Origin of the sequence: Fulvivirga ligni, from assembly GCF_021389935.1 — a bacterium.
Lineage (GTDB): Bacteria > Bacteroidota > Bacteroidia > Cytophagales > Cyclobacteriaceae > Fulvivirga > Fulvivirga ligni.
In genome coordinates this window covers 5,766,394-5,779,671 of sequence record NZ_CP089979.1, presented here as the reverse complement: position 1 = coordinate 5,779,671, position 13,278 = coordinate 5,766,394, and the positions used below count along the sequence as shown (strand labels likewise).

General features: G+C 40.1%; 13 protein-coding genes. 8 read left to right on the top strand and 5 right to left on the bottom strand.

Translation table 11 applies throughout. From position 1 onward, the window contains the following. The first annotated feature begins 2 nt into the window (after nt 1-2). The 4 genes from LVD16_RS24460 to LVD16_RS24445 all read left to right on the top strand — a co-directional run bounded on the left by LVD16_RS24460 (nt 3) and on the right by LVD16_RS24445 (nt 4,549). Nucleotides 3-746 carry an ABC transporter ATP-binding protein gene (locus tag LVD16_RS24460; protein ID WP_233770933.1) on the top strand — a complete coding sequence of 248 codons (744 nt, stop codon included), beginning with the start codon at nt 3-5 and terminating at the stop codon, nt 744-746. A gap of 9 nt (nt 747-755) precedes the next feature. After that, complete coding sequence (locus LVD16_RS24455; protein WP_233770932.1) at nt 756-1,862, top strand: ABC transporter permease; 1,107 nt, start codon at nt 756-758, stop codon at nt 1,860-1,862. Beyond that, nucleotides 1,859-2,977 carry an ABC transporter permease gene (locus LVD16_RS24450; protein ID WP_233770931.1) on the top strand — a complete coding sequence of 373 codons (1,119 nt, stop codon included), beginning with the start codon at nt 1,859-1,861 and terminating at the stop codon, nt 2,975-2,977. Before LVD16_RS24455 ends, LVD16_RS24450 begins: the two co-directional genes overlap by 4 nt. Nucleotides 2,978-3,052: 75 nt before the next feature. Then, nucleotides 3,053-4,549: a TolB family protein gene (locus tag LVD16_RS24445; protein WP_233770930.1), complete on the top strand. Its 1,497-nt coding sequence runs from the start codon at nt 3,053-3,055 to the stop codon at nt 4,547-4,549. Here LVD16_RS24445 and LVD16_RS24440 read toward each other — a convergent pair. Next, a complete protein-coding gene (locus LVD16_RS24440; protein WP_233770929.1) occupies nt 4,533-5,195 on the bottom strand; it encodes a helix-turn-helix transcriptional regulator in 663 nt (220 codons plus the stop codon). The two genes, LVD16_RS24445 and LVD16_RS24440, sit on opposite strands and share 17 nt — an antisense overlap. A gap of 118 nt (nt 5,196-5,313) precedes the next feature. Between LVD16_RS24440 and LVD16_RS24435 the strand changes: the two genes are divergently transcribed. Then, entirely contained in the window at nt 5,314-5,925 is a 612-nt protein-coding gene (locus LVD16_RS24435) for a superoxide dismutase (protein WP_233770928.1), read from the top strand. Nucleotides 5,926-6,320: 395 nt separating this feature from the next. Here LVD16_RS24435 and LVD16_RS24430 read toward each other — a convergent pair whose 3' ends face one another. Further along, the gene (locus LVD16_RS24430) at nt 6,321-6,701 is read right to left on the bottom strand and encodes a hypothetical protein (RefSeq protein WP_233770927.1); all 381 of its coding nucleotides are present in this window, start codon (nt 6,699-6,701) and stop codon (nt 6,321-6,323) included. A gap of 154 nt (nt 6,702-6,855) precedes the next feature. Here LVD16_RS24430 and LVD16_RS24425 point away from each other — a divergent pair, with 154 nt between their 5' ends. Both LVD16_RS24425 and LVD16_RS24420 read left to right on the top strand, forming a co-directional pair. Next, nucleotides 6,856-8,859, top strand: a complete 2,004-nt coding sequence (locus tag LVD16_RS24425; RefSeq protein ID WP_233770926.1) for a S41 family peptidase — start codon at nt 6,856-6,858, stop codon at nt 8,857-8,859. Continuing rightward, the gene (locus tag LVD16_RS24420; protein ID WP_233770925.1) at nt 8,859-9,887 is read left to right on the top strand and encodes an LIC11966 family surface protein; all 1,029 of its coding nucleotides are present in this window, start codon (nt 8,859-8,861) and stop codon (nt 9,885-9,887) included. Before LVD16_RS24425 ends, LVD16_RS24420 begins: the two co-directional genes overlap by 1 nt. A gap of 44 nt (nt 9,888-9,931) precedes the next feature. Here the strand turns inward: LVD16_RS24420 and LVD16_RS24415 are convergent, their stop codons facing one another. After that, nucleotides 9,932-10,441, bottom strand: coding sequence for a M23 family metallopeptidase (locus tag LVD16_RS24415; protein ID WP_233770924.1), 510 nt, complete (start codon nt 10,439-10,441; stop codon nt 9,932-9,934). Nucleotides 10,442-10,581: 140 nt separating this feature from the next. Between LVD16_RS24415 and floA the strand changes: the two genes are divergently transcribed. Continuing rightward, the gene (floA, locus tag LVD16_RS24410) at nt 10,582-11,496 is read left to right on the top strand and encodes a flotillin-like protein FloA (RefSeq protein WP_233770923.1); all 915 of its coding nucleotides are present in this window, start codon (nt 10,582-10,584) and stop codon (nt 11,494-11,496) included. A gap of 59 nt (nt 11,497-11,555) precedes the next feature. On the opposite strand, the gene LVD16_RS24405 is transcribed toward floA, so the two are convergent. Together LVD16_RS24405 and LVD16_RS24400 are read right to left on the bottom strand one after the other, a co-directional pair. Further along, the gene (locus tag LVD16_RS24405; protein WP_233770922.1) at nt 11,556-11,981 is read right to left on the bottom strand and encodes a c-type cytochrome; all 426 of its coding nucleotides are present in this window, start codon (nt 11,979-11,981) and stop codon (nt 11,556-11,558) included. 4 nt (nt 11,982-11,985) lie between these two features. Continuing rightward, nucleotides 11,986-13,257 carry a PQQ-dependent sugar dehydrogenase gene (locus LVD16_RS24400; RefSeq protein ID WP_233770921.1) on the bottom strand — a complete coding sequence of 424 codons (1,272 nt, stop codon included), beginning with the start codon at nt 13,255-13,257 and terminating at the stop codon, nt 11,986-11,988. Between the last annotated feature and the right edge of the window lie 21 nt (nt 13,258-13,278).

The window sequence follows — 13,278 nt, the reverse complement described above, 5'->3', positions numbered from 1 at the left end:
CCATGGCAGAAGCAGTAATTAAAACGGAGCAGCTCACCAAAAAATTCGGTGACTTCACAGCAGCTAATGCTTTAACATTCGAAGTGTATAAAGGCGAGGTTTTTGGCTTTTTAGGCGCGAATGGAGCAGGCAAGACCACCGCCATGAGAATGTTATGCGGCCTTTCTATTCCTACCTCTGGTAGTGCCATAGTTTCAGGCTTTGATGTTTACCACCAGCGCAATGAAATAAAAAGAAATATTGGTTATATGAGCCAGAAATTCTCCCTCTACGAAGACCTTACGGTGCTGGAAAATATTCGATTGTATGCTGGTATTTACGGCCTTTCCAATCAGCAGATAAAGCAAAAAAGTCAGCAGTTGATTGATCAGCTTAATCTGGAAAAAGAGGCGAAAAAGCTGGTGAAGGAACTACCTCTGGGGTGGAGGCAGAAGCTGGCTTTTTCAGTGGCCGTTATTCACGAACCCAAAATAGTGTTCCTGGATGAGCCCACCGGTGGCGTAGACCCCGTAACCCGCCGTCAGTTCTGGAGCCTGATTTATGAAACCGCCTCCAAAGGCACCACCATATTTGTGACTACCCACTACATGGATGAGTCAGAATATTGTAATCGCATTTCCATCATGGTAGATGGTGATATTAAAGCGCTGGACACACCCACAGGTTTGAAGAAGCAGTTTAACGCGGACTCTATGGACGAAGTATTCCGTACGCTGGCACGTGGAGCAAAAAGAGGAGATGATTAATTAAGAAAAATGAAGCAGCTATTATCATTTATAAGAAAAGAATTCTATCACGTTTTTCGCGATAGAAAAACATTACTCATGCTGTTTGGGCTTCCTATTGCTCAGATCGTATTATTTGGTTTTGCGCTAAGCACAGAAGTGAAAAATGCTAAATTGGCCGTAATAGATTACTCTAAAGATGCTGATACTAAGGAGATTGTAGACAAAGTAGCGGCCAGCGATTATTTTGATATTGCCATCAACTTATCTTCTGAAAAGGAGCTGGAAGATGTTTTTAAAAGAGGTGAAATTAAAGCGGCACTCGTGTTTCCTGAGAACTTTTCAGGAGACCTGAAACATTTGAATTCGGCTCATATTCAGGTGATTACCGATGCTTCCGACATCAATACGGCAAATACAATCAGTAATTATCTCACTTCCATAATTAGTGACTACCAACTGGATTTGATGAAGAATTCATCCGTGCCCTATCAGATCATACCAGATCAGAGAATGCTTTATAATCCGCAGTTAAAGGGTGAATATACTTTTATTCCTGGCATGATGGCCATGATCATGATGTTGGTTTGTGTAATGATGACGGCCATTGCCATTGTAAAGGAAAAGGAAATGGGGACTATGGAAATATTGCTGGTTTCACCATTTAAGCCGTTGATGGTTATCGTGTCAAAATTTATTCCTTATCTGGTCATCGCTTTGGTGAATGTGACCTCCATTCTGGTGCTCAGTTGGGTGTTTCTGGGGCTGGGTGTGAGAGGCAGCATTTTTTTGCTTTATGCTGAAAGCCTGTTGTTTATTCTTACTTCATTGGCTTTAGGGCTACTGATTTCAATTATTTCAGATTCGCAGCAAACGGCCATGTTTGGGTCGCTCATGGCCACCATGCTACCCACGCTCTTACTCAGTGGGTTTATGTTTCCGGTAGAAAATATGCCGGTAGCGTTGCAGGTGGTTTCCAATGTGGTGCCATCCAGGTGGTTTTACATCATAGTGAAGTCTATCATGATCAAAGGGCTGGGCATAGCCGATCTCTGGAAGGAAACCCTGATACTGGTAGGTATGACTGTTTTTCTATTGTTGCTAAGTATTAAAAAATTCAAAATCAGATTGTCATGAGGATATTAAGATTCTTACTACAAAAGGAATTCAGGCAGATCTTCAGAGACCCTGCCATTTTACGCATGATTCTGGTGGCTCCTTTAATGCAGTTGCTCATCTTACCTCAGGCGGCCGATTATGAAGTGAAGCACATTCAGCTAGCGGTGGTAGATCATGATCATTCTGACTATTCGCATCAGATAACAGATAAGATATTATCGTCAGGGTATTTTGAGCTGGCCGAAGAAACGGCTACTTACGTTCAGGCGCTGGATTTGGTGGAGACCGATGATGCCGATATTGTGCTGGAGATTCCACCGCATTTTGAGAAAAACCTTATTCGCGATAACAAAGAGCAGCTGTTTCTGGCGGCCAATGCCATCAACGGCACCAAAGCTCTGGTGGGCAGTGGCTATTTGAACAATATCATTCGCGATTTCAACAATGAAATCCGGCTTGACTGGAGCCAGCCGGGCAGATTTAGTCAGGCAACCACTATCGGTGTGGAAACTATCAACTGGTATAATCCATTGATGAATTATAAGTTCTTTATGGTTCCAGGAATCCTGGTTTTTCTGGTTACCATGGTGGGAACTATTATGTGTTCTCTGAATATTGTGAAGGAAAAGGAGATAGGCACCATTGAGCAGATCAATGTTACTCCGGTGAGGAAGCATCATTTTATTTTAGGTAAGCTAATACCATTTTTAGTTATTGGTTTTGTGGTATTTAGCTTAGGTCTGTTGATCGCCTGGCTGGTCTATGGAATAGTGCCTTTAGGCAATATTGCCGTGTTATACTTATTCTTGTTTGTATATCTGGTGGCCGTTTTAGGACTTGGGTTATTGATTTCTACTTACTCTTCCACACAGCAGCAGGCCATGTCATTGTCGTTTTTCTTTATCATGATCTTCAATCTGCTGAGCGGGCTGTTTACGCCTATTGAGAGTATGCCAGAGTGGGCGCAGGTCATTGCACACGCCAATCCGTTAACCTATTTTATTGAGGTGATGAGATTGGTAGTGTTGAAAGGAAGTGGATTGGCTGATATCGGCTTTCAGCTTTTGGTGGTAGCGGGTTTTGCCATTGTATTTAATGCGTGGGCTATTCTTAACTACAGAAAGGCCAGTTAACTTATCTTTAGATTAGTTTATTCATGATTGAAGGATTAAATTTAAACACTACTGTTTATAAAAAATCTTTCAATCATGAAACTCTACCTGATCACCCTTTTCCTGTTCGCAACTTCCTGGGCTACTGCCCAAAATAAAATAGGCCTTTTTGATGCTCATGGAGATGTCGGTGCCGTGAAGAATCATGGTTTTGCTAGTTATAATGCTAAGGATCAGACTTATACCATCGGTGGCTCTGGCACTAATATGTGGGGAGATCATGATGAATTTCATTTCTTATGGACCACTTTGCAGGGTGATTTTATACTTCGGGCTGAAGTTTCTTTTATGGGAAGTGGTGTGAATGAGCATAGAAAAGCCGGATGGATAATAAAGAATGACCTGGCCGGGAATACTCCTCAGGTAAATGCAGCTGTTCATGGAGATGGACTCACTTCTTTACAATACAGAAAAACTACAGATGGTGAAACGGATGAAGTAAAATCTCCGGATACTATGCCTCAGGTGATTCAGTTAGAAAGGAGAGGCGGCAAGTTCATTATGTCTACCGCTCAGTTTGGTAAAGAGTTGCAGGTAGTGGAGCTAACCGATGTGAGCCTGGATAAAGAGGTTTATGTAGGGTTATATGTATGCTCTCACGATCCTGAAATTGTGGAAACAGCGGTATTTAGAAATGTGAGAATTGTTAAACCCGTAGAAGAAGGGTGGACGGCTTATAAAGACTACATCGGCAGTCATTTGGAGGTGATGGATGTAGAAACTGGATCCAGACAAATATTATATTCCTCGGCACATTCTATCCAGGCTCCGAACTGGACAATAGATGGTGAAGACTTGATCTATAACAGTAAGGGTAGATTGTATAAATATCATCTGGAAGATAATTCTATTTCACTGTTAAATACAGGCTTTGCCACCAATAACAATAATGATCACGTCCTCACTTTTGATGGCCAAGAGATTGGTATCAGCCATCATGCGGAGGAAAATAAAGGGGCTTCTACTATTTATCATCTACCGGTAAAGGGAGACTCTACACCTCAAAGAGTTACTAAACTTGGGCTGGGTGCCTCTTACTTTCATGGCTGGTCACCGGATAAGAAATTCATGCTCTTCACGGGGGAGAGAAAGGGGCAATTTGATCTTTATAAGGTAGAAGTTTCATCAGGCAAAGAAACTCAATTGACCAACTATAAAACGCTGGATGATGGCTCGGAATACAGCCCTGATGGCAAGTACATTTTTTTTAACTCAGCCAGAAGTGGGCGCATGCAATTATACAGAATGGATGCCGATGGCAAGAACCAAACACAGCTCACTTTTGATGAATATAATGACTGGTTTCCACATATTAGCCCGGACAAAAAGTGGATTGTTTTCATTTCTTTTCCTAAAGACATAGATCCGGGAGATCATCCTTTTTATAAACACTGTTTACTGCGCTTAATGCCTTATGAAGGTGGCGAACCCAAGGTGATTGGCTATATCTATGGTGGACAGGGAACCATGAATGTGCCGAGCTGGTCGCCCGATAGTAAGAAAATTGCTTTTGTAACTAATTCTGACTTTTAGGCTTTATTCGGTAGGCACAGCGTCTGTCGCCTTTCACAATGTGTTCGGCTCTTTCAATATTTACCTGATCGCCAAGCACATTTTTAAAGTTATTCAGTTCTGCCCGGCAGAGGCCTTCACATTCTTTAGCCGCAGAGCAGATAGGGCAGTGGTTTTCTACCAGTAAATATTCATCGGCATTTTTCTCCCAGGTGGCCATATATCCTTCCTGAGTTCTCATGTTTACCAGTGTGTTTAGCTTCTGCTCCAGTGATTTCTCATGTTGCATGGCGCTGTTATACTTTTTGGTAAAATCCTTTTCTCGGGCAGAGATCAGCTTGTTCAGCGCTTCAGTTCCCAGCTCTTCTTTAATGGTGTGCAGCAGCTGCACGGTAAGGTCAGCGTGCGCATCCGGGAAAAGAATGGAACCTCTGTCGGTAATTTTAAAAATGGAAGTAGGACGACCTACACCTTTAGACTCCTGCTCAGCGATTACCAGATTGCTCTCAGCCAGTTTCAATAAGTGCAGCCTAGCACCTTCATTGGTGATCTTCAGCTCTTTAGCCAACGCGGCCGCGGTTTGCGGTCCATTGAGCTTAAGCGAGATGAGGATCTGCTGCTGAGCCTGGTTCAGATGATATGCGTCTAAATTTAAATATTTTTCCAAGTGATTACTTGTTTAATTATTCAAATTAAATAATTTTGTCTATATGAAGCAAGCATAATACTGAAAATGCTTGCCTTTGATAAGTTATAACATTGTAAAACATAAAAAGATTGTAATTATGGCATTCGAATTACCGGCATTACCATATGCATATGATGCATTGGACGCCAATATAGACGCACAAACTATGGAAATCCACCATTCTAAGCACCATGGTGGTTATGTGGCTAAACTTAATGCAGCAGTAGAAGGAACTGATGCTGAAGGAAAGTCTTTAGAAGATTTAATGAAAAATGTAAGCAAGTTTGGTGGAGGGGTAAGAAACAATGGTGGTGGTCACTTCAACCATTCATTGTTCTGGAACATCCTATCTCCATCTCCGGCTACAGCACCAAGCGGAGCTTTGAAAGAAGCTATTGATAAGAAATTTGGTAGCCTTGAGGCTTTCAAAGAAGAGTTTGCTAACGCAGCATCTACAAGATTTGGATCAGGCTGGGCATGGCTATCAGTAGATGCAAGCGGTGAGCTAGCAGTATCATCTACTCCAAATCAGGACAATCCTTTGATGGATGTAGCTGAGCAGCAAGGAACTCCTATCTTAGGACTTGACGTTTGGGAGCATGCTTACTACCTAAAATACCAAAACAAAAGACCTGATTACATCAGCGCATTCTGGAATGTACTAGACTGGAAAGCAGTGGAAGCAAACTATGCAAAAGCAACTGCTTAATTAGGTATTAAATATCTTAAGGAGAGCCGCATCAATTTTATTGGTGCGGTTTTTTTTATATATTGAATTCAATCAATACGGTTTTAACCCGTCAATAAATAATGAATACACAGAAATTTGAAAGATCATTAATGACGATACTGGCATTGACAGTTGTCTTTTTTGCTGTTCTGGTATCATTTTCATATTATCAGATTCATTCAATTTTGTTCAATTCAATGGCAGAATTGATCACTATACCACTAATTCTGATTCTGGTTTTTAGCCTTATTTTTTCCATTATTCGCATGGCGAAACGACAGGGCTCTAAAAGAATCGTGACCATATTACTTCTTAGTTCTTCTACAGTAGCGGTATTAGTAGCTTTGACGGTTATGCAGATGGCATAGTTTATATTACCAAACCAACAAAGCACTATAGGTAGCTATAAATGTCGATTCTTCTACAGGAATAGGTATTTTTCCAAACCATAGGAATACTAATCCAATTACTACAAACCACTCAGTTTTTTTACCAATATAAATTCTATTAATAGTAAAATAGGTGAAAGAACCCGTGCCTAAGGCAATGATAATGGTCTTTATTATATGCAAGGAATTATTAGGCCCGCTATAAATAGAGTTCCATGTATTCAAGTGTAAATGATCAAAGGCACTAGTGAGTAGGTCTACATTTTGGGTATTACTCGCAATCCATAATGAAAGATGATAGTCCGTGAAATAACACCATATCAAATGAATAAGGGCTATGATTAGCACACTGAAGAATTTGAACATGAATTTTATCGGCATAAAATGGGGGAGAGCTATTTTAATTATGAGCCAGCCTGGTTAAATTAATGAAATAATTCCTCTATAATTTATTTTTTTACTTATAATTGAGTTAGTTGCGGCCCGTTGTCTATGTTTTGGTTTTAAATCTCACGTTTTGTTGATCTCGAAGCGAATTTTATTATTCTTTACTCTCTTCATTCCTTATTTTCTGCAAGCGCAGGATAAGTGTACCCTTCCCGGTAAGGTGGTGAAAACATTTGAAGCTAATCATTACCAGCCTAGAACGCTGGATGATCGCCTATCACAGGATATTTTCGAGCTTTTTATTCAGAATTTAGATCCGGATGAAGTGGTCTTTTCATCGCATGATATTATGAAGTTGGGGCACCTGAAGGATCAGCTGGATGAGGCCATCCTGGCTGATGATTGCTACCCGTTTAATGAGATTTTGAATGCTTATGATAAAAGACTGTCTGATATTATAATTCATATCAAAAATCTACAGCTGGCTGATGTGTCCAGATTTGATAAAGCCACGTTTAGCATACCTACCAATCATGAGCGAAGTGCTGATATAAATGAAGTGATAGATATTAATATCAAGCAACAATATTTACAGGCGAAGCTGAATAATGATCCTCTACAGAAGTTATCTGATCATGCCTTATTTGAAGCAGCTAAAGAAGGAATTTTGTGTGAATATGAGCAGTTGAAATCACCAGATAAAGGTCTGGAGGAAAAGCTCTTTTCAGATTACCTCATGGCCATTGCCTTATCCTATGATCCTCATTCACTTTATTTAAGTCCAGACGATAAAGAGCTCTTTAATTTTGACTTAAGTACAGAAGTGCTCGGGTATGGTTTTACTTTAGATTGGAATATGCTGGATCAACTGCAGGTAGATGAGACTATTCCTGGTACTCAAGTTTGGGCTGAGGGAAAAATTAAAAAAGGGGACATTGTGTTCAGAATTATTGCCGATGGAGAGGTCATAAATCTAGATTGCATTGATGTAGATGAGCTAAATGCTACATTACTTCAAAGTTCTTATAAAAACATTGTTGTGAGTTTAAGTCATGATAATGAAAAACGAGAAATTAAGTTAGAAAGAGGAGTAATTGAGCAATATGATAATACTTTAAATACTCTGATTTTAGAAAAAAATAGAAAGATGGCCTACATCGCTATTCCTTCATTCTATACCGCTATGGATGATAGACAGCGGATCAGAGGCCTTACCGATGATATGGCCAAAGAGCTAATTAGTCTGAGGGATGAGAAGATTGAGGGTTTAATTTTGGATTTACGATTTAATGGAGGAGGAGCCATTGAAGAGGCCATTCGTTTGTCCGGATTATTCATTAATGAGGGGCCACTTTTCACTTTGGAAAATAGAGATCGTGAAGTAAACAAGGTTAAAGACCCTACCCGAGGGATGGCTTATGATGGACCTTTGCTAATATTAGTGAATGAAGCAAGTGCTTCAGCATCAGAGGTTTTTGCTAGTACTTTGCAAGATTACGGACGAGCCATTATTGTAGGTTCTGAAACTTATGGTAAGTCTACTTCACAGCAAACTATGCCTGTGATAGGTACAGGAAACAAGCACTTTGTAAATGTTACGCGCGAAGTATTGCATAGAGTAACAGGGTACAGCTATCAGGGTGAAGGTGTAATTCCGGACATTCCTATGGAAGATGTTTTCAAGCATTTGATTATAAAGGAAAATGAGCTTAAGAATTATTTACGATTGAGGAAACTCACCTCTTTAACTGTAGAAAGGGCTGATCTTTCTCTAAGACAGCTAGAAGATAGTAGCGCGATGAGACTATCTGCTCTGCCAGCATATGACAGTATATTGGCCTTCAATGAGAATCTGAAAGAAGGAAGACAGTTTGCTATTAGGCTGGATGAGAGTCATTATGAGGAAGATATCAAAAATCTTAATCAATGGATAGTACAATTGACTAGTGCCGGAGCCATCTACTATCATAATTCATTTGACGTGAAAATCCCTGAATTTGCAGCCTTTGATGTCTCGCTGGATGAAGTACTGCGGAGGCGTTATAATGAAGCTAAAGATGACGTAGAAACTGATCTTTACGTTTGGGAATCATTCAATATATTATCTGACTTTATCAATTTAAAAACTAACAAATAATGAACGCAAGACATGTTTATGTTCTGGTATTTTTATTTATAGCCTTTCAGGTAAATGCTCAGGAAAGTGCTGGTGAATATATGTCAAGACTGGCAGAGGAGAACGGTAGTATTCAAAATGATACGTGGAGTTATCTAAAGGCTTCTGCACACGGTAGAAATGCTCGGAAGGTAGATAAACGAAGGCAAGAACTCATTGCTACCATGAAAAAGGCAAGTTACAGTATAAAAAAGGCGGGTACCTATGAAGGAGATGCTACCCTCCGTGATGCTCTTGTGAAGTACCTCACAATGTCTCAGCTGATTCTGCAGGAAAACTATGGAAAGATTGTAGATCTTGAAAAAATAGCTGAAGAGTCTTATGATGCTATGGAAGCTTATTTAAGAGCCAAGAAGGAGGCTGGTGAGAAATTGTCGGCCGTTTTTGATGAGCTGGATAGTGCTCAGTCAGTATTTGCGCAGAAGCATAATATTAATCTTGTTGAAGGGGAGCAGTCTAAAAAATCGCAGAAGATAGAGGAGGCATCTGAGACCATGGATTATTATAATAAAATATACCTCATCTTCTTTAAGAGCTATAAGCAAGAGATGTACGTGCTCAGAGACTATAAAGATGACGATATTGGAGCTTTTGAACAGGATAAAAATACTTTAAATACATTCTCTACCGAAGGCCTCAAACAGATTGAAGAAATCGGAAGCTATAAGGGAGATCCTGCCATTAAGTTGATTGGTGCCAAACTGATGAGGTTTTACCAGGATGAATCCGATAAAAAGCTAGAGGTGTATTCGGATATGGTGTTGATTCAGGAGAAGTTTGAGAAAATATCTAAATACGTAGAAGCTAAAAAGCCAGCAAATCGCACGCAGGAAGATGTTGATAAGTATAACTCCATGCTTAAGGACTACAATGCGCAGGTAAATAAGGTGAATGCCGTTAATGAAGAACTCAACAAAAAGAGATCTGACTTACTTGATGAGTGGAATAAAGACTCTGAAAAGTTTATGGCCAGGCATGTGCCTAAGTAAACATTTTAAGGTGGCAGTGTTATTTTGGCACTGCCATTAAAGAATTATTGCAGATACTCAATTGGGTTCAAATAAAACATTTTTTTCCATCCTTGCCTGTCATCGTCAATTCTCCAGATGTATGGCAATAATGTAACAATGGAATAATGTAAGTGGGGAGATTTTCCTTTAGCATTTCCGCTTGTACCAACTGTTCCTATTTCATCTTGTGTACCAACTAAAGAAAAAATACTTGTTTTAATATCTTTGAGGTGAGCATAATAGTGAACCCTCCATTTTGGGCCAAGCACCAAAACAGTCTTTCCTCCCATCATAATCTCTCCAGAATATAGCACTAATCCCTTAGTTGAGGAATTAATTTTAGTGCCATCTTTGGCAAAGATATCCACTCCTTTATGGGTAACAGATTTGCCCCATGGATAATACCAAAATGATTTAGAGTTATAATCAGAACTACTGGCGCCTTGCACTGGCATCTGTAGATTCTGAGGTATAATAAATCCAATGATTAATACCACTAGAAGAATTAGGAAAATTAGTTTTCGTTTTTTCAAACCAGTTGAGCAATAATAAAGAAACTGAAATAATTATTTATTTAGCGAGTTTACTAAGACTTAACAATATAGTTCACTTTTTTAACCAAAAGTAAAATAACTTCAATTACATTAGGTATCTGTTTTAAGAATTTACTTATATGACCACTTTTACTTTAATTATTATTGGCAGTATCCTGTTTGGGCTGTGGTTATTGTTTTTCATCTTCCCTATTGACCTTTGGATTACAGCTACTTTTTCCGGAGTAAAGGTGAATCTCTTTGATATGGTATTTATGAGGTTCAGAAAGGTGCCTCCTAAACTCATCGTCAGATCATTAATACTGGCAACGAAGGCAGGCATAAAGGATGTGACTACCAGTCAGTTGGAGACGCACTATCTGGCTCATGGCAATCTGGAAAATGTTATTAAAGCTTTGATTGTTGCAGATAAGGCAAATCTTGAAATGAACTTTAAGCAGGCCGCGGCTATCGATCTGGCTGGTAGGGATGTGTTGCAGGCTGTACAGGTGTCGGTTACACCGTATATTATCGTGGTCCCGGCCATCACAGCTGTTTCTATTGATGGTATTCAGCTGATAGCGGAGGCCAGGGTTACCGTTAGAACAAACATTCAAACCCTGGTGGGTGGTGCTGGTGAAGCCACCATTCAGGCCAGAGTGGGACAGGGAATTATTTCCAGAATAGGTGCCACTGCCAGTTATCTGGAAGTATTGGAGAGGCCGGAAGAAATTTCTAAAAGGGTATTAGCCAATGGATTAGATGCAGGTACTGCTTTTGAAATATTATCAATTGATATTGCAGATATCAATATAGGTCAGAATATAGGAGCAAAACTACAGATAGATCAGGCACAGGCAGATCTTAGCGTAGCTAATGCAAAGGCTGAAAAGAGAAGAGCCATGGCTATAGCCCAGGAGCAGGAAATGATCGCGCGCATTCAGGAGGCTAAAGCGAAGGTGATACAAGCAGAAGCTGAAATACCGGTTGCTTTATCTGAAGCGTTTAGAGAGGGGAGACTGTTGGGACGCCGAAGACAGCAGCCTAGAGGTTAGGATATAAAAAAAGCCATGTTGAAATATTTTAACATGACTTCAGTATATTATAATTGAGGTTACTTTCCTCTTTCAGCTTTCACTTCGGCGGTTGTAATAGCTTCAGCTTTGTTCTCAAAATTGTTTCTAATATAAGTAAGCACATCAGCCACTTGCTGATCAGATAGTGCATCAAAAGAAGGCATCGGGTTAGAGAAATACATACCGTTAATCTCTACATCTTCATTAAACCCATCTAAAACAATATGGATCAACTTCTTTTTATCTTCCAACACGTAGGTGGTCTGGCTTAGTGTGGGTGCAATGTTCGGCACTCCACCACCATTTGCCTGATGGCAAGAAAGACAGTTTTGCTCATAAACCAATTTTCCCCTTGCTATACTCTTCTCTAAGCCTCCTTCTTGCTGAGGATGAGTTTTCATAGCTGTTAATATTAATAGGCCAAAAAGCGCTACTACAGCGGTAAATCCTATATTTCTCTTCATTCGTTTATTTCTTGTATTCAATTTTATAAATATTGCCTTTCACATCGTCCGATACATAAAGGGAGCCATCTGGTCCTATGGCAAGTCCACATGGGCGGTGCTTAGCATCACCAGGAGAAGCTATATTATCTGCACCTGCAAAACCATCAGCAAATACTTCCCATTCTCCGGTAGGCTTCCCATTTTTAAATGGAGCAAATACTACATAATATCCTTCCTGAGGCTCAGGAGCTCTGTTCCATGAGCCATGGAAAGCTATAAATGCGCCGTTTTGATATTTTTCAGGGAACTGATCACCTGTGTAGAATACTAGGCCATTAGGTGCTAAGTGCCCGGGAAAGGCTAAAGCAGGATCAATAGCATTCTTAGCTCCGGTTTTTTTACCATCACCACCAAACTCAGGAGCCAAAATTTTCTTCTTTTGTATCTGATCATAGTAAACATATGGCCAACCGGCATCGTCACCCTTTTCCATTTCGTACAAAGTTTCCGCTGGTAAAACCGCTGATTGTTCTGTGGTATACATTTCTGGGAATAGATCATGAAGCTGATCTCTGCCGTGTTGCGTCACGAAAAGGCTGTTCGTTTCCTTGTTCCAGTCAAGTCCTACTACATTTCTTAGGCCGGTAGCATATCGCGTGCCTTCACCATAAGACTGGTCAAGCTGGTCAGCCTTAAACTGCCAGATGCCACCAGCAGAATCAAGAATGGGGCATGGCTCCATACCTGGAGATCCTTTAGTTCGGTCTTTTTCCTGGCAGGCATTAGAGTAAGCACCTATATTTACATAGATATTGCCGGCGCCATCTAGTACTATAGATTTTGAGTTGTGCTGTCTCTTATCTTTCAAGCCAGTTACAATTTTCTCCGGAGAATCAGGGTTAGTCACCACCTGATTTTTATCAAGCTTATATCTAAATACCTCACTATTAGATGAAGCGTATAAATAGTTGTTGTCCAGGTAGATGCCTGTGCCTCCATAGTTTCCAAAAGACATGACAGTTTCCATGGTCCCATCTTTGTCTTTGTCATCCAGTAATAATATACCTTTACCATTCACAGGTCTATTGAGTTTTACATACACCTGGCCGGATTGTGTTACGGCAATATGTCTTGCCTGACCTATGTTTTCAGCCATTATTGAAGCTGTGAATCCCGCAGGCATTTTAAGTTCAGCTTTTTTAGATGGCTTATCTTTATCTCCTGGCTCGTTATGGGCGGCCAGAGTCATAGCTACTGGTAATGCCAGAAATATGAAGAGTAATATCTTTCTCATGGTTTGTTGATTTGTATTATT